Consider the following 16,518-nt stretch of genomic DNA (forward strand, 5'->3'; position numbering starts at 1 on the left):
CCCGGTGCGAGAGTCCCGGTGTGAGGCCCCTGGCGTGAGAGGGGGCGCGGCCCCGCGTGAAAGAGTGGGCGGCGTCCCCCTCGATCCCCGGAGAGTGATCCACCATGACCTGGTCCGCGACCGCCCGGTACCGCCTGGAGCCCGCTCCCGGAGGCCTCGGACTCGTCCAGGACCTGCTCAACACCGTCTCCGCCGGCTCGCCCCCCTGGCCCGACCTGCTCGACGGACTGCCGGAGGCGCGGGCCTGGGCGGACGAGGCGGTCGCCGAGTGGGCGACGGCGACCGGGCAGCCCGCGCCGCGCGTCACCCTCGACGCCAAGGGCCTGCGTGAACTGCGATCGTTCCGCGAGGCGCTCGACGGGCTCGCCGCACCGGAGGGGAAGGGTGACACGGAGGCTCCCGGGCCGGTCGCGCCGTACTCCGGGGAAGCCGCGCTGCGGCTCGGGGAGGACGGCGTCGTACGCCTGGAGCCGCACGGCACCGGCTGGCGCCACCTCGTGGCGCTGACCCTCTCCGCGGTGTACGAAGGGCAGCGCGCGGACACCGCCCGCCGTCTCAAGACCTGCCGCAACCCGCTCTGCCGGGTCGCCTTCTACGACCGCTCCCGCAACAACAGCGGCGTCTGGCACGACGTGAAGACCTGCGGGAACGCGGCGAACCTCCGGGCGTACCGCGCGCGCCGCCGCGAACAGGAAGAAGCCTGACGCGACGGCTCGCGGTAGCGTCAGGCTTCGATGGGCGTCAGGACGAAGAGCGGGATCTCACGGGTCGTCTTCTTCTGGTAGTCGCCGTAGTCCGGCCACACCGCGACCGCCCGCTCCCACCAGAGCTGCCGCTCCGCGCCGGTGACGACCCGCGCGCGATAGTCCTTCTTCACCGGACCGTCCTGCAACTCCACGTGCGGATGCGCCACGAGGTTGTGGTACCAGGACGGGTTCGCGGGATCACCTCCCTTGGAGGCCACCACCGCGTACTCCCCTTCGTGTTCGACGCGCATCAGGGGGTTCTTGCGCAGCTTTCCGCTCTTGGCGCCGAGCGACGTGAGCACGATGACGGGCTTGCCCATCAACGTCGTGCCCTCGGTGCCGCCGGAGCTCTCGTACAGCTCGGCCTGCTTGCTCGCCCAGTCCCACGTACCGGGTTCGTAATCTCCAGTCAGAGGCATGCCGTACCCAACCACGCGCGGGCGCGGATTGTTCCGTGTCCCTCGGCTTCCCCGTCATGCGTTAGAAAGGCATCAACGATTCATCAAGGTGACAGGGGCAGGCATGGCTGAGCAGGACATACCGGAGGAGTATCTCGACGGCTATGCCCGCATCCTCGCCGCCGCCTCGTCGACGGGGCGGCGGCTGACCCGCGAGGAGTTGGACTCGCGGCGCGCGCTCGGCGAGCGCGCGGCGGACGCGGGGCACGGTCTGCGGTCCCTGGTCGGCGCACACCTCGCGGCCACCCGCGCCCACTGGCCCGCCTCGCGGACGGTCTCCGCCGACAGCGTGCTGGCCGCCGCCGAACAGGCCGTGGACGCCTTCGCCGAAGGGTACGAACGCGCCCAGCGGCTCGCCGTCCGCCAAGAGGAGGCCGTCCGGCGGGAGTTCATCGACGACCTGCTCTACGGCCGCAGTGACCTCGGCCTGCTCGCCGAGCGCGCGGAACGCTTCGGGCTGCGCCTGTCCTACGAGCACGCGGTCGCCGTCGCGGAGGGCCCGAGCGGCTACGAGGAAGGGCACCCCGTGCCCCGCGAGGTCGAGCGCGCCCTGATCGGCCGGTTCGGCGACCGCAGCATCCTGCTGACCACCAAGGACGGCCGCCTGGTGTGCGTCGCCCCCGGTGACCAGGACGAGGTCCTGACGTTCTTCGCCAAGCAGGCGTACGCCGCCACCGACGGCGGACGCGTCGCCATCGGCCGCCCGCAGCCGGGCCCCGGCGGCGTCGTCCAGTCGTACGAGGAAGCGCTGAACGCCCTGGACCTCGCCGCGCGCCTGGAGATCGACGAGCCCGTACTGCGCGCCGCCGACCTGCTCGTCTATCCCGTCCTGACCCGCGACCGGCAGGCCATGGCCGACCTGGTGGTGAACACCCTCGGCCCGCTGTGCGAGGCCCGGGGCGGCGCGCAGCCGCTCATCGACACGCTGGCCGCCTACTTCGACTCGGGCTGCGTCGCGACGGAGGCCGCCCGCCGGCTGGCGCTGAGCGTGCGCGCGCTGACCTACCGTCTGGCACGCATCCACCGGCTCACGGGCGCCAACCCGACGGACCCCGTGCACCGTTACACGCTTCAGACGGCGGTGATCGGCGCGCGCCTGCTCGACTGGCCCGCGAAGCCGTTCTGAACCCCGGCCGCGTGGGCCCGGCTCCTAGGGCCTGTCTGACAATTCCCGCCTGCCTCGCGACGCCATGCACGCACTCTCGCCGCACCGGGCGCAGAGCCAAGTACATCCAGTACGAGGCCCTACGCCCGGCACGCCGAGAGCACGCACCTGACGCCGCGAGGCCGCCCTCCGGGCGACGACGGGAATTGTCAGACAGGCCCTAGCCGAGCCGCGGAATCTCGATGGCCGGGCAGCGGTCCATGACCATGTCCAGGCCCGCCGCGCGCGTGCGCCCGTACGCCGCCTCGTCGATCACGCCGAGCTGGAACCAGACCGCGGCGGCCCCGGCCGCCACGGCCTCGTCGGCGACCTGGCCCGCCAGGCCGCTGTTGACGAACACGTCGACCACATCGACCTTGAACGGCACGGCGGACAGGGACGGATAGCCCTGCTCGCCGTGGACCGTCTCGGCCTTGGGGTGGATCGGCACGACGCGCTTGCCGAAGCGCTGGAGGACGGCCGCGACGCCGTACGCCGCCCGGTCGCGGTTGGCGGACAGGCCCACGACGGCCCAGGTGTCGCCCAGCTCCGTCAGGATCTTGCGCACCGTCTCCTGGTCGCCGTACATGACCTGCCTCCTCAGAAGTCGCGGCCGGATGCCGTCAGGGACTTCGGTCAGACGTTCACGCCGAAGTCCGACGCGATGCCCCGCAGTCCACTGGCATAACCCTGGCCGACCGCGCGGAATTTCCACTCCGCGCCATGGCGGTAGAGCTCGCCGAAGACCATGGCGGTCTCCGTCGACGCGTCCTCGGAGAGGTCGTAGCGCGCGAGCTCTACGCCGTCCGCCTGGTTCACGACGCGGATGAAGGCGTTGCGGACCTGGCCGAAGCTCTGGCCGCGGTTCTCCGCGTCGTGGATCGACACCGGGAAGACGATCTTCTTGATCTCGGCGGGCACCCGCGCGAGGTCCACCTTCACGGCCTCGTCGTCGCCCTCGCCCTCACCGGTGAGGTTGTCGCCGGTGTGCTCGACCGAACCGTCCGGGCTCGTGAGGTTGTTGTAGAAGACGAAGTGCTGGTCGGAGACGACCTTCCCGGAGTCGTCACAGAGCAGCGCGCTGGCGTCCAGGTCGTGGTCCGTGCCGGTCGTGGTGCGCACATCCCAGCCCAGGCCGACCAGCACGGCGGTGAGGCCCGGGGCCTCCTTGCTGAGCGAGACATTGCCGCCCTTGGCCAGGGAAACTCCCACGATGTCCTCCTGATGTTCGAGTTCTCGGTGTGCCGGGTGCCGGGTACCGGGTGCCGGTTCCGTAAAATCTACAGGAATGTAGAAGAGGGTGGGGCGGGTCGGGCCCGTTACGATGTGGCGCTCCCGGCCGCCGCGGAGCACCAGGAGGCTGGAGGGAGCCCGGGGATGGAGCAGCACGACGACCGCGAGGAGCGCCGGCCACGGCTGCGCCGCCGCGCGCAGGGCGAACTGGAGCAGCAGGTTCTCGCCGCGCTGCACACCGCGCGCGGCCCGGTCAGCGCCGCCTGGGTGCAGGAGCGGATCGGCGGCGACCTCGCGTACACGACCGTGATGACGATCCTGACCCGCCTCCTCGCCAAGGACGTGGTGACCCGGGAGCGCGCGGGCCGGTCCTTCGCGTGGACCCCTGCCTCCGACGAAGCGGGGCTCGCGGCGTTCCGCATGCGCAAGGTGCTCGACGGCGAGAGCGACCGCGAGGCCGTCCTCGCCAGCTTCGTCACGACGCTGACGCCCGACGACGAGCAGCTCCTGCGCGAGCTGCTCGGGCGGGCGGGCGCCGAGTCGGACGACTGACGCCGATGGGAGCTCCTGCCTGATGGGCGTCTTCGTCTTCCTGCCCCTCGTGTTGCCGCTGACCGCCTGGCCCGTGGCCCGCCTCGCCGAGCAGCACCTCCACCCGCGTACCGCCACGCGCGTGCTCACCGCCGTCGCCGGCGTGATGGCTGTGTGCAGCACGCTCTGCCTGGCGCTCCTCATGGTCGTCGGGACCGCCCAACTGCCGGGAAATCCCCTGCCGGACGGCTGGTCCGACCCCGAGGTGCGGGCCGCCGTCCCTTACGACGAGGTCGCCGGGAAGGCCGCGATCCCCGCGCTGCTCGCCGTGTGCGCCGCGGCCGCGCGCACCCTCTGGCGGCACGCGCGCGTACGCCACCGGGGCCGCCGCGCCCTCGCGAAGCTGCCCGGCACGTCCGTCGCCGTGCTCCGCGACGAGGCGTCGTACGCCTACGCCCTGCCCATGCGGGGCGGCGGCCGGGTCGTGGTCACCACCGGCATGCTGGACCGGCTCGCGGCGCCGGAGCGCCGCGCGCTGTTCGCCCACGAGCGGGCCCATCTGGCAGCGCGGCACCACCGGCATCTGCTGGTCACGCAGTTGGCGGCCCGCGCCAATCCGTTCCTGCGGCCGCTGCGCACCTCCGTCGCCTTCACGGCGGAGCGGTGGGCCGACGAGGCGGCGGCGCGGGCCGTGCGGGACCGCCGGGTCGTCGCCCGCGCGATCGGCAAGGCGGCCCTGGTCTCGCGGGGCGTCCCCGCGCCGACCTTCGCGGGGCTCGCCGCGCCGGGACCGGTGCCGCGCCGCGTCGCCGCGCTGCTCGCCCCGGCGCCCGCGGCCCGCACCCGGCCCTCCCTGTTCACGGCGGTGGGGCTGGCCCTGTGGTGCGCGGCGTTCGGCACCGTGGTCTCGGCGATGTCGTCGGCGAACTCCGCGGTCACGATGGTCCTCATCCTGCGCGCGGCGACGCCACTCTGAGCTGCCGCGCGGCTCCGGGCCGCCCCCGCCTCGGGCTAGAGGTCGAACTCGTGCGGCGGCAGGTCGAGCGCGAAGCATGCCTCGCGGACCACGGCCTGCTCGTCCTTGTCGAAGTCGCCGTCGGCGCCGCCGATGACGATGCCGATCTGGATGACCGCGCGGGCCTCCGCCGGCTTCTTCTTCGCCTTGGCGACCTCCTGGAGGACGCTCACCTTGCCGAACGCGAAATCGGCGGTCAGCTTGTCCACGTAGGCGTCGAAGCGGCTGCGCAGGTCGTCCGCCGGGAAGTTCTGCAACACCTCGTTCGTGCCGATGAGCTGGGCCACGCGCTGCCGCTCGGCCGGGTCCACGGTGCCGTCGGCGGCCGCCACCAGGGCGCACATCGCCATGCTCGCGTCGCGGAAGGCACCGCTCTTGAGGTCGTTCTTCTTCGCCATCAGCTGGGTCTGCATCGTCGATGCCGATTCCTTGACGCGGTCCCACAGGGCCATTTCAGGACTCCATAAACGTATCGATGTATCGGGTGTACCAGGGTGTCGGCGCGGGTCCCGGACGCCTTGCGCGCGTCCGTGGCCTCGCCAATTTCTACAACAGAGTAGAAACTAGCAGTCGGACCGAGAAGTTCCCGCCCAGCGGAAGGTGCGCGCGATGACGCCGACGGCACATGAACTCCTGCGGAGCACGGCCGCCCGGCTCGCTCTGGACCCCGAGGCGAACCCGCTCGTCCCGCGCATCGCGGACGGCACGGCCGCGCTCCGCACCCTCGCGGTTCTCGCCCTGGAGCAGCGCCACGTGATTCCCGCCGACCGGCGCTCCTTCCAGCACCTGGCCCGGCGGGCGGAGGAGGCCAAGGACCCGGAGTCCGCCGCCTTCTTCGACGCCTTGGCCGACGGCGAGGCGCTCGCGCGGGAACGCCTCGTCCCGCTGCTCGCCGCCTGCGGGGTGAGCCGGGACGAGGCGGCGGCGTACGAGCCGCAGGCCGGCTGTCAGGCCTACCCGGCCTACGCGGCCTGGCTCGCACTGAACGGCGAACCGGCCGACGTCGTCCTCGCGCTCACCGCCAACTTCGCCTCCTGGGGCCAATGTTGCGCCACGATCGCCGAGGCGCTGCGCGACCGCTACGGCTTCGGCGACGAGGCCCGCGGGTTCTTCGAACTCTTCGCCGAGCCCGCCCCCGACCTGGACCGGCAGGCGCTCGCCGCGGTGCAGGCGGGCCTCGACCGGGGCCGGGTCACGGCCGCTCACCTGCGCTATGGACGGCTGGTGCAGCGCTACGAGGAGATGTTCTGGCAGACATTGGCGAGCGGGGACGAGGCGGCGCGGGGTGGGTGAGGGGGGTGGCGGTGCGGGGCAAGGCACCGGCCGGCCGAGCCCGCAGTTCGTTCAACTGCGCGACAAGGCCCCGCACCAGCGCGTCGAGCCCCGAGGCGAAGGCCTGCTCCGCGCGCGCCGCCTTGCTGCCGTGGTGCGCGGCGCGCACGGCCGCGGCGAGGACCGGCACCCGCGGGGCGCGTGACCCGAGGGGGCGACCGTCAGCGGGAGACCGGCGAGGTCGAGCGCGGAGCCGAGGAGGAAGGACTCGACGCTCGTGACCACCACCAGGCGCTCGGCCGGCCGACCGCCGAGCGCCTCCACCACCGATCCCCGGCCACCCTCGCGATGTACGAGGCGAACGCGTCGCGGTACGAACGCGCCCACGCGGCGAGGGCGTCGGGCGAGGACAGCACGGCGAACGCGGAGACGTCGATCTCCTCGAAGGCGTACGGCGAGGCGGTCCTCGCGCCGAGCCGCCCGGCGAGTCGCGGCAGGCTGAAGGCCCCCGCGCCCCCGGCCCACCCCCTCGCGACCTCTCCTCATGCCCTCTCCAGGGCCCTCTTCCCAGACGCTTCTCCCGCAGAGTACGGTCCTGCCAGCTCGGACCAGAGGGTTTGGTTTTCCGCGATTTCGGCCTGCGGCCTGCCTGCTCGGCGATCGCGTCTCGGGCCCGTCGGCGTCTGTGACCTCGGGAGTACGCGCGTGACCGCACCCCCTTCCTCCGTACCGCCCCCACGTCCCGCTCCCCCCTCCCACGGCCTCAGCGACGGCGCCGTGGGCACCGGAGACCTGGTCTTCTTCGTCGTGGCCGCGGCCGCGCCACTGACGGTCATGGCGGGCGTCGCCCCGCTGGCCATCGGCATGGCGGGCCGGGCGGCCCCGCTCGGCTACCTGCTCTCGGGGTTGCTGCTCGTCGTCTTCGCGGCGGGCTTCACCGCGATGAGCCGGTTCGTGCGCAACGCCGGCGCCTTCTACGCCTACATCGGCAGAGGCCTCGGCCGCCCCGCGGGAGCGGGCGCCGCGTACGTCGCGCTCTTCTCGTACAACGCGATCGAGGTCGGCCTGCTCACGGCCTTCGGGTGGTTCACGGAGTCCGGCTTCCAGGGCCTGACCGGGGCTCACGTGCCCTGGTGGCTCTGGGCGTCGGCCGGCCTGGCCGCCATCGGGGTGCTCGGCTATCTCAAGGTCACCCTGAGCGCCAAGGTCCTCGGCGTCGCCCTGGTCCTGGAGGTCCTGGTGCTGCTCGCCTTCGAGGCGGGCGTCCTCGCGCATGGCGGCGGCCCCGAGGGCCTCGACCTCGGCGCGCTCTCGCCCGCCCATCTCGGCGAGTCGGGGGTCGGCGGCATGTTCGTCCTCGCCATCGGTGCCTTCGTCGGCTTCGAGGCGACCGCGATCTACGCGGAAGAGGCCCGCCGACCCGAGCGGACCGTGCCGCGCGCCACCTGCGTAGCCGTGGCGTTCCTCGCGCTCTTCTACACCTTCACCGTCTGGATGATCAGCAACGCGTACGGCGGCGGACGCGCCCAGGAGGTCGCGAACGGGCAGGGCGGCGCCGACATGGTGTTCGCCGCCACCGAACGTTTCACCGGGGCGTGGGCAGCCGACTGCATGCACGTGCTGATCATCACCAGCGCCTTCGCCGCCACGCTGGCCTTCCACAACGGCGCGGCCCGCTACTTCTACGCGCTCGGCCGGGAGGGCCTGTTGCCGGCCCGCCTCGGCACCGTCTCCGCGAGGACGCGAGCGCCCGCCGCCGCGGTCGTCGCCCAGTCGGCCATCGCGCTCGCCGTGATCGTCGTGACGGTGATCAGCGGCGCCGATCCCTACAGCGTCACGTTCCTGTGGAGCAGCGGCTCCGGCATCCTCGGCGTGATGCTCATGCAGGCGCTCGCCGCGCTCGCCGTGTACGGCTTCTTCCGCCGCGACCGGCGCGCCATGCCGGCCTGGCGGGTCGTCGCCGCGCCTGTGCTCGCCTGCGGGGGACTCGCGGTCATGATCGTCCTGGTCTGCGTCCACCTCGATCTCCTCACCGGAGCTTCGGCGGGCGTGAACGCCGCCCTGATCCTGCCGCTGCCGGTGCTGTTCGGGGCGGGCATGGGACTGGCGCTGCGGGTCAAGGGGCAGGATCCGGCGGCGTACGAGCGGCTGACGACCGTGGACGCCGAGCGCGTCTGAGACCCCGGCGCGCCGACACCGCGCAGCCCCGCCACGCGGCGCGGCGTCCTGGCGAACACCCACGATGAAGCGCACGCGAGAAGGAGAAGGCGACAGCATGGCCATGATGGCGACGACGACCCTGGTCTTCCTCGGCACGATCCGCACCGGGAGCGACCCCCGGGCGGACACCACGGCACTCGCCGTGCGCGACGGCCGGATCCTCGCGATCGGCGACGAGGCCCGAAGCCTCGCCGCCACGGCGGACGAGGTCGTCGACATCGGGGACGGCCTGCTGATGGCCGCCTTCGGAGACGGCCACGCCCACCCCCTCTTCGGCGGCCTGGAGAGCTTCGGGCCGCAGATCAAGGAGCTGGAATCCGTCGACGCGATCGTCTCCGAGGTCGGACGGTGGGCGGACGCGCACCCGGAGGCGGAGTGGATCGTCGGCGCCTCCTACGACCCCGCGCTCGCCCCCGAGGGGGAGTTCGACGCGCGCTGGCTGGACGCCGCGGTGCCCGACCGGCCCGTCGTCCTGCGCGCTTACGACTACCACACCGTTTGGTGCAACACCGAGGCCCTGCACAGGGCCGGCGTGACGGAGACGACCCCGGAACCCCGCCTCGGCTGGATCGTGCGCCGTCCCGACGGCTCGCCCCTCGGCACGCTGCGCGAATGGCATGCCTGCGATCTCGTGCTCGACCAGGTCCCCTCGCGCTCGGTGGACGAACTCGTCGAGGCGCTGCGCCGCGCCGGCCACGCGTACGCGCGCGCGGGCATCACCTGGGTCCAGGACGCCTGGGTGGAACCGGAGATGGTGGACGCGTACCTCGCCGCCGCCCGGCGCGACGCCCTGGCCGTCCGCGCCGACCTCGCCCAGCGCGCCGACCCCGACCGGTGGCGCGCGCAGCTCAAGCCGTTCGCCGAGGCACGCGCGCGTGTGTCCGCGGAGGGCGGGGACCTGCTGTCCGCGCGGACGGTGAAGTTCTTCAGTGACGGTGTCATCGAAGGCGGTACGGCCGCCATGCTCGCCCCGTACCTGGACGCGCCGCACAGCTGCGGCATGCCCGTGTGGGAGCCGCAGGCGCTCGCCGAGGCCGTGCGCGCCTTCGACGCCGCGGGCTTCCGGACCCACATCCACGCGATCGGCGACGCGGGCGTACGGGCGGCGCTCGACGCCATCGAGTCCGCGGTCGTCGGCAACCCCGCGTGGGATCGGCGCCCGGTGATCACGCACGTCCAACTGGTCGACCCCGCCGACCTGCCCCGCTTCGCCGCGCTGGGCGTCATCGCCAACTTCGAGCCCCTGTGGGCCCAGCCGGACCCGCTCCAGACCGAGCTGTCCATTCCGCGGATCGGCGCACACCGGGCGGGCTTGCAGTACCCCATGGGCGAGCTGGCACGGGACGGCGTGCGCCTCTCCTTCGGCAGCGACTGGCCGGTCAGTTCCCACATCCCCCTGGAGGGCATCCAAGTCGCCGTCACCAGGCGTACGTTCACGGGTGAGCCGGAAGAGGGCTGGATCCCCCACCAGCGGCTCACCGTCGAACAGGCACTGACGGCGGCCACCTCCGGAGTGGCCCACCAGGCGGGTGCCGACGACCGGTTGCACGTGGCGCCGGGCGCTCCCGCGGACCTGGTCCTGCTCTCCGCCGACCCCCGCGCGGTCGATCCGATGGCGATCCGCCACGCGCGCGTACGGGGCACGTGGTTGGGCGGCCGGCCCACGTACAGGGCGGGGGCCGACCCGGTGGGGTGATACCGGCGCGCATCTGAGTGATCGGCGAGCGGTTTGAGGCGCGGTTCGGTGCCGGATCCGATGAGCGATGACTATAGGGTGGCTCGTGGAGGTGACCTCTGTGTCCACTGAGAACGATCTCTTCGGCGCCGTCGACGCGCTGCTGGAGCAAGTCGCGCAGGACGAGCTGCCACCCCCCGCGGAACGCAAGCGACTGCGCGAGGCGGCGGGGCTGAGCCAGGCGCAGGTCGCCCAGGCGCTGGACGCGCGTCGCGAGGCGGTGGGGAACTGGGAGAGCGGCAGGACCGAGCCGCGGCCGCCGAAGCGGGCCGCCTACGCACGGTTGTTGGAGGGCCTCGCGGCCCGCTTCCCGGCACCTGCCGCCGACGAGCCCGCCGCGGCCCCCGCGCCCCCGGAACCGCTTCCGGCACCCTCGGTCGTACCGGCTTCCCGCTCCGCGGCGGCGAGCGACACCACCGGGCCGGCTGCGGCGCCGCGACGCGCTCCTGCGAAGAAGACCCTCGCGAAGACAGCCTCGAAGAAGACCGGGGCGGCCGCCGTCGACCCCCGCTTCGAGAACGGCCCGCTCGCCGTCATCGACTGCGACCAGGACGGCCACGTCTCGGCGTACTGCGTCGGCGGCCTTGTCCTGGACGTACCCGCCAAGTCCATCCCGGCCCTCGTCGAGTGGACGTTGAAGGAGGCGCGCCTCGGGCAGCCGCGGCTGCACCGCAACGGCAAGGACGCCGACCCGGTCCTGGTCCTGATGCCGTCCGCGCTGGAGCGCTACGGCCTGCCCGCCGCCTTGTCGGAGGAGGAGCGGAGGGCCGGCCGTCTCCCGGCCGGGCACGCGGTCCTCAAGCAGCTGGAGCGTGCCGAGTGGCAGCTCACCCAGCGCGGATTCGGTCCGTGGGCGAGGATCTTCCGCCCGGCCGAAGGGGCGAAGCGCAACTGCGTCCAGCTGTGCGTCCCGGCCTGGAACGCCCTGGACGTCCGCGAATGGGACGACCGCGAGGCTCCGCTGCTGCCCACGATGAGCGCGGCCGACCTGGCCAGGTTCCTCGGTACGTACGCGACACGCGTGATGACACCGCGCGGCACCACCGCCGTCACGGGCCTTGAGCTGATGGTGGCGCTGCACCCGCCGACCAGGGCCGTGAGGGACGAGAGGACGGGGGAGTGGCACAGCGCCCCCGCGCCGGGCGCGCTGACAGCCGTGTACGAGCCGGTGGAGTGCGAGGTCCCCGACGGGCACCCCGTCCTCAAGGGCAAGTTCCCGCGCCACCATCAGCGCACGCCCGCCGAGATGCTGATGGAGGAGTCGTACGACTGGTGCCGGCCGCTGACGGACGCGGAGTGCATGAAGCCGTACGTCGTCGGCATCGACGTCAACATGGCGTTCGCCGCCGCCGCGAACCGGCTCACCGTCGGCCTCGGCGGACCCACCCACCTCCGACGCCCGGTGTTCGACCCGAAGTTGCCGGGGTCCTGGCTGGTCGACCTCTCCCACATCGCCCTGGACGAGCGCCTGCCGTCGCCGTTCACGGCCAGGGGAGAGCGCCCGGAGGGCCCGGCCTGGTACGCCACGCCCACGGTGGCGTACGCGGTGGAGCTCGGCTTCGAGGTGCGGCCCGTCGAGGCGTACGTCCGCCACGAGCACGGCGGCTACCTCGATGCCTGGTACCAGCGGCTGCGCGACGCCTACATGGAGACGATGGCCGACCTCGGCGTGGTCTCCGGCATGGAGGAGCACGCGTTCCTGGAGGCGATGGCCGCCTCCAAGAGCGTCGACCCGGAGATGGCGCTCGTACTGAAGGCCATCAAGGCGACCGCGAAGGGCGGCATCGGCAAGCTGCGCGAACGCCCGCGCGGCACACCGATGTTCGAGCCGTGGCCGGCCCTGGGGCGCAAGGAGTGGCGCCCCGACATCCGGGCCGCCGTGCTGGCGACGACCCGCGTCAACATGCACCGCAAGATGATGAAGGTCGCGGCCGCCGCCGACATCTACCCGGTCGCGATCGGCACGGACTGCGTCGTCTACCCCTCGCCCGGGCCGAGTCCGCTGGACTTCCTGCCGCGCACCCCGGACGGCAAGCCGGTGCCCGGCGGCTTCCGGCTCGGCGTCAGCCCCGGGATGGTCAAGCACGAGGGCACCCAGACCACCCTGTGGGCCGAGGAGCAGTACGAGAAGCACGGCCTGGTGAACATCGCCCGCATCATCAAGGACGGCGGCAGGACCGCCGACGACGGGGAGTAGACGATGCCGGACAAGCTCGGGGACAGCCTGGACCGGGCGGTGGAGAGCGCGTTCACCCGGCCGGTCCCGAAGTCCGCGCAGGCGCAGATGAAGTATTTGGTCAAGCAGTTCAAGGGTACGAAGGCCGCCGCCCAGGCGCTCGGGGTGACCCAGCGGACCGTGGAGCGGTACGTCGTCGGAAAGCTCAAGCGGCCCCGCAAGGAGCTCGCCGCCCGCATGGAGCACGAGGTCAAGAAGCGATGGCAGCCGCAGGTCAGAGCCAGGGCGAAGAAGCAGGCCGCGACCACTGACGGCATCGTCGTCTCCACCAGGGCGCGCTTCGGGTTCACCGCGGCCCCCGGCACCACCGACGACGCCCGTATCCGGCACATCACCCAGGCCCTGCCACCGCGGTGGGCCCAGCAGCTCTTCGACGCCCGCGACCAAGGCGCCACCGAACAGCAGCTCCTGGACATCGCCGCCCAGGGCCTGGGCCAGATGTACTTCCGCGACGACGGCCGCCGCGCGCGGGACCTGATGGTGGAGTTCACCGACGTGGAGGAGATCGAGATCGAGCTGTAGGGACGGGTGGCGGCGAGCACGGTATTCGGGCCAGGCCGTGCTCCGGGGTGTTTCCGAGGGCACAGGGAGGCAGCCGTTCGGCCCTTCGGGCTGCCCTGACGCCTCTGGTGCCGGTACCGCTCGCCCTGTATCCAGGGAGAGAAGAGATCCGCCGTCAGATGGGGAACACGTGCACGACCGTGACAGGGCGCGGACGACCGCCGCCGATACGAGCCGAGCGTCCCAGCAGCCCGCCGGACCACGGGCGGCTCCGGGGAGCCTCACGGCTCTCCAGGCGGCTGCCGGGAACGAGGCCGTGGTGCAGATGCTGCGCCAGGCCGGGCACCTGTCCGCGGAGCAGCACCAACACGGTGCCGGCTGTGGGCACCAGCAGCCCGAGGTGCAGCGGTCAGCCGTCCATGACGTGCTGCGTGCCCCTGGACGTCCCCTGGACGAGGCCACCCGTGCCGACATGGAGGCCCGGCTCGGCGCCGACTTCTCCGACGTACGGATCCACAGCGACTCGGCGGCCCGGTCCTCCGCGGCCGAGGTGGGAGCGCGGGCGTACACCTCGGGCAGTCACGTCGTCGTCGGGGACGGCGGCGCGGACCGGCACACCCTGGCCCATGAGCTCGTGCATGTGATCCAGCAGCGCCGGGGCCCCGTCGCCGGGACCGACAACGGGACCGGTCTGAAGGTCTCCGACCCCGCCGACCGGTTCGAACGGGAGGCCGAGGCCACCGCGCGGCGCGTCATGACGGGGCAGGCGACCGCGGTGCACGACGCCGGTTCCCCCGCGCGCGCGGGGGCCGGTGGGCCGGCCGCCGTGCAGCGGATCGTCAAGGTCACTCCCGGCATGTATATGCGGGGAGTGGACGCCACCGAAGAGACCTTCACCGTGGCCCAGCTCATGCGGTATCTGGCGATCGCCGTGCAGGACGAGGTGAGCCGCGCCCAGAACCTCAGCCCCAAGAGCGAGTTCCAGACGAAACTCAACAAGATCAAGCGAGGGCTCAAGGGCACCACCCTCGGGATGCCGGAGGCCCTCCGGCTGACCACCGCACTCGTCAGTGAGGTGAACACCTTCCTGGAGAGCCAGGAGACCTACGTCTCCGACCACAACCCGCCGGACCACGCGGAGGGGCCGGGCGCCATGGTTCCGGTGCCGAACGCCGCCACCCGGTACGCGACGGCGCCGAGCACCGAGGAAACCGGGTACTACCACACGTCCCTCTCCGGCCAGACGGAGCCGTACTGGGGGAACGACGACACGATGAGGGAGAAGACCGGCCGGGCACTCGGCCCGGTCGTCGCCGCGGGCGCCCCGCAGGAGCAGCCGAGGCTCCAGAACCATGCCCGGGGCGGGGCGAACCTGCCGCTGACGCGGCTCACGCTGAGGCAGGCCGTCGAGATGCTGCCGCGCCCGCTGCTCAACCTCATCTTCGATGTGCGCTACCAGTTGGAGACACCGGACACGGGACAGCGGCAACCGGTGATCGACGAGCGGACCGAGGCCCAGAAGGCGGTCCGCGACAAGAGCCCCAACCAGCCGGGCACGCTGCGCAGTTGGCACCAGGACGACTACGGCAGGCTCCCCGACAACCAGTTCGACCCCGCGGCCGTCCCCGCGCATGCCCAGCCGCTGCACGCCCACTACACCGCTCACTCGCAGTCCGGCGCGGGCTCCTCGGTCCAGAACGCGGCCACGGCCCCCCGCGGCTTCGCCGAGTACACCGGCACGGGCAGCGACTGGGAGCACAATGTCAAGGTGGTGCTTGACTACATCAACAAGCGTGTCTACCTCACTCTGACGCACTACCAGTACTGGGCGCTGATCCCGTCCGAGAGCGGTGGCGGGCCGTACACGTTCTGGCAGGGACCGGGCCAGAACCTGCAAGTCGCCCAGGCGGAGCTGCAGGAGCAGCCGCGCGGCGCGACCGGAACCATGATGAGTCCCTGGCTGGAGATCGTCCTGTCCTGACCGGGGGGACCTCGCACCGCGGTCATCTCGCCGTCATGGCCATGCTCATGGCGTGACCTCTACCAGGCGGGGGGCGGCAAAGCACCAGCGCAGCCACAGCACGGACTCGATGTCCCAGAACGGTGCCGCCGCGAGGCCGTCCCGCACCGGGATACGGAACCCCTGGACCGCGACGATCGCACGCAGCGTCATGTGCACCCCGGCGTAGTCCCGGGCCACCCCGGCCCAGTCGGGGTGGACGTCGTCGCCGTGGGCGAGGGGATAGCGCCCGACGAAAGCCGCCCAGTCGCCCGCGCCGTTGATCTCGAGGACGGCGGCGGGAGCGGTGACCGGCAGGTGCCACGTCTGCCAGGGCCGGGGGTGGAGGCTCGACCCGAGGTCGAGGTAGATGCGCCACATGCCGGGACCGTCACGCCGTGCCGTGGACGTGAAGAGCCCCAGATGGAACGGTTTCGTACTGGGCGGACCAGGATGCTCGCCGGGCGCGGTGAACCGATCCGGGTGCAGGGCGGGCCGCCGGTCCGGTACCAGGGTGTGTGGACTGGTGCCGATCCAGTGCTGGCGGCCCCGGTCGAGCGGCCCGCGGACCAGGCTCTCCTCGTCCCGGCGGAGCCGGTCCAGCAGGCGGCAGCCGTCGGCCATCTCGTCCGCCTCCTTGGTCTCGGAGGGAGCAAGGATCGCGGGCCCGCCCGCCAGGGCCGCCATTTCGGGCTCGGTCCAGCTAGTCATGACGGAGGTGAAATGGCGCAGCGCGGCGTCGGTGCCGGTGGTCAGGTCGTCGGCCGCGTCGAGCTGCTTCACTCGCCGGCTCAGAATCCGGGCTGAGGTGGGGCGCACGCTGGAACTCCTTCCCCGGCGGCGCCCCGTGCGGCGGGCGCCGCTCTTCCGACGCGGCCGCGGATCAGCAGGAGAGAGCCACCTCCTGGCCGAAGCCGTTGGAGGACCCGGTCGGCGGCCGGTAACCGGGCGGGAAGACGACCTTGAAGTACATCCAGCCGCGGTAGTTGCCGGGGCTGCACCTCACGGCCGCGTTGTTCTGGCCGCCTCGGGTGTTCCTCTGCGTCCTCAGCCGGGACTGATTGACGAGCCGTCCGTTCTTGTAGAGGGCCGCCCGCGTGGTGATCTCCGGCACCGCGCCTGTGCACGAGACCGTCACGACCACGTTGACCGTGCCGGGTACGTGCGTGGAGTTGTGCGGACGCTGCACCTGCCCCTCGCACCGGATCACCGCCGAGGCGTCGGCATCCGAGCCGGACCGCCCCGCTTCCACTCGGCCATCGCTCGGCCCCTGCCCGGCGGGCACCGCGGCCGGAGCGGACGGGTCGGGCCCCGCCCCTCGTGCCGCCCCGGGCGACGTACTGCCGATGAGTGCCAGAACCGTCATCGACGCCGCGGCGAGCGTCGTCTTCCACATCCGCACGTCTGCTCCTCCGTGTTCACCTGCTC

Annotated in this window: 16 protein-coding genes; 10 read left to right on the forward strand and 6 right to left on the reverse strand. The window is 72.4% G+C overall.

Translation table 11 applies throughout. The annotated features are described in order from the left end of the window. Positions 1–104 precede the first annotated feature (104 nt). The gene (locus ACF062_RS18615; protein WP_392139381.1) at positions 105–704 is read left to right on the forward strand and encodes a CGNR zinc finger domain-containing protein; all 600 of its coding nucleotides are present in this window, start codon (positions 105–107) and stop codon (positions 702–704) included. A 20-nt stretch (positions 705–724) separates the two neighbouring features. On the opposite strand, the gene ACF062_RS18620 is transcribed toward ACF062_RS18615, so the two are convergent. After that, complete coding sequence (locus ACF062_RS18620) at positions 725–1,165, reverse strand: nitroreductase family deazaflavin-dependent oxidoreductase (protein ID WP_392139383.1); 441 nt, start codon at positions 1,163–1,165, stop codon at positions 725–727. Between the two features lie 103 nt (positions 1,166–1,268). Between ACF062_RS18620 and ACF062_RS18625 the strand changes: the two genes are divergently transcribed. Next, complete coding sequence (locus ACF062_RS18625; RefSeq protein ID WP_392139385.1) at positions 1,269–2,330, forward strand: PucR family transcriptional regulator; 1,062 nt, start codon at positions 1,269–1,271, stop codon at positions 2,328–2,330. Between the two features lie 199 nt (positions 2,331–2,529). Here ACF062_RS18625 and ACF062_RS18630 read toward each other — a convergent pair whose 3' ends face one another. Together ACF062_RS18630 and ACF062_RS18635 are read right to left on the reverse strand one after the other, a co-directional pair. Further along, positions 2,530–2,937 carry a CoA-binding protein gene (locus ACF062_RS18630; RefSeq protein WP_392139387.1) on the reverse strand — a complete coding sequence of 136 codons (408 nt, stop codon included), beginning with the start codon at positions 2,935–2,937 and terminating at the stop codon, positions 2,530–2,532. Between the two features lie 47 nt (positions 2,938–2,984). Continuing rightward, on the reverse strand, positions 2,985–3,560 hold the full coding sequence (locus ACF062_RS18635; RefSeq protein ID WP_356571046.1) for a TerD family protein: 576 nt from the start codon (positions 3,558–3,560) through the stop codon (positions 2,985–2,987). A gap of 165 nt (positions 3,561–3,725) precedes the next feature. On the opposite strand from ACF062_RS18635, the gene ACF062_RS18640 reads away from it, so the two are divergent. Next, the gene (locus tag ACF062_RS18640; protein WP_223772895.1) at positions 3,726–4,133 is read left to right on the forward strand and encodes a BlaI/MecI/CopY family transcriptional regulator; all 408 of its coding nucleotides are present in this window, start codon (positions 3,726–3,728) and stop codon (positions 4,131–4,133) included. 22 nt (positions 4,134–4,155) lie between these two features. Next, positions 4,156–5,088, forward strand: coding sequence for a M56 family metallopeptidase (locus ACF062_RS18645; protein ID WP_392139390.1), 933 nt, complete (start codon positions 4,156–4,158; stop codon positions 5,086–5,088). Between the two features lie 35 nt (positions 5,089–5,123). On the opposite strand, the gene ACF062_RS18650 is transcribed toward ACF062_RS18645, so the two are convergent. Beyond that, positions 5,124–5,579 carry a tellurite resistance TerB family protein gene (locus ACF062_RS18650; protein ID WP_223772894.1) on the reverse strand — a complete coding sequence of 152 codons (456 nt, stop codon included), beginning with the start codon at positions 5,577–5,579 and terminating at the stop codon, positions 5,124–5,126. Between the two features lie 157 nt (positions 5,580–5,736). Here ACF062_RS18650 and ACF062_RS18655 point away from each other — a divergent pair, with 157 nt between their 5' ends. The 6 genes from ACF062_RS18655 to ACF062_RS18680 all read left to right on the forward strand — a co-directional run bounded on the left by ACF062_RS18655 (position 5,737) and on the right by ACF062_RS18680 (position 15,072). Continuing rightward, complete coding sequence (locus ACF062_RS18655; protein ID WP_392139392.1) at positions 5,737–6,420, forward strand: transcriptional regulator; 684 nt, start codon at positions 5,737–5,739, stop codon at positions 6,418–6,420. A 684-nt stretch (positions 6,421–7,104) separates the two neighbouring features. Continuing rightward, the gene (locus ACF062_RS18660) at positions 7,105–8,577 is read left to right on the forward strand and encodes an APC family permease (protein ID WP_392139394.1); all 1,473 of its coding nucleotides are present in this window, start codon (positions 7,105–7,107) and stop codon (positions 8,575–8,577) included. 97 nt (positions 8,578–8,674) lie between these two features. After that, complete coding sequence (locus ACF062_RS18665) at positions 8,675–10,315, forward strand: amidohydrolase (protein WP_392139396.1); 1,641 nt, start codon at positions 8,675–8,677, stop codon at positions 10,313–10,315. 100 nt (positions 10,316–10,415) lie between these two features. Continuing rightward, a complete protein-coding gene (gene tap, locus ACF062_RS18670; protein WP_392139398.1) occupies positions 10,416–12,551 on the forward strand; it encodes a telomere-associated protein Tap in 2,136 nt (711 codons plus the stop codon). Between the two features lie 3 nt (positions 12,552–12,554). Beyond that, entirely contained in the window at positions 12,555–13,112 is a 558-nt protein-coding gene (gene tpg / locus ACF062_RS18675) for a telomere-protecting terminal protein Tpg (protein ID WP_392139400.1), read from the forward strand. Between the two features lie 169 nt (positions 13,113–13,281). Then, positions 13,282–15,072, forward strand: a complete 1,791-nt coding sequence (locus tag ACF062_RS18680; RefSeq protein WP_392139402.1) for a DUF4157 domain-containing protein — start codon at positions 13,282–13,284, stop codon at positions 15,070–15,072. A gap of 45 nt (positions 15,073–15,117) precedes the next feature. Here the strand turns inward: ACF062_RS18680 and ACF062_RS18685 are convergent, their stop codons facing one another. Together ACF062_RS18685 and ACF062_RS18690 are read right to left on the reverse strand one after the other, a co-directional pair. Continuing rightward, entirely contained in the window at positions 15,118–15,909 is a 792-nt protein-coding gene (locus tag ACF062_RS18685; RefSeq protein WP_392139404.1) for a hypothetical protein, read from the reverse strand. Between the two features lie 64 nt (positions 15,910–15,973). Beyond that, complete coding sequence (locus tag ACF062_RS18690; protein ID WP_392139406.1) at positions 15,974–16,486, reverse strand: hypothetical protein; 513 nt, start codon at positions 16,484–16,486, stop codon at positions 15,974–15,976. Positions 16,487–16,518 lie beyond the last annotated feature (32 nt).

Source organism: Streptomyces sp. NPDC015345, from assembly GCF_043078805.1.
Taxonomy (GTDB): Bacteria; Actinomycetota; Actinomycetes; order Streptomycetales; family Streptomycetaceae; genus Streptomyces.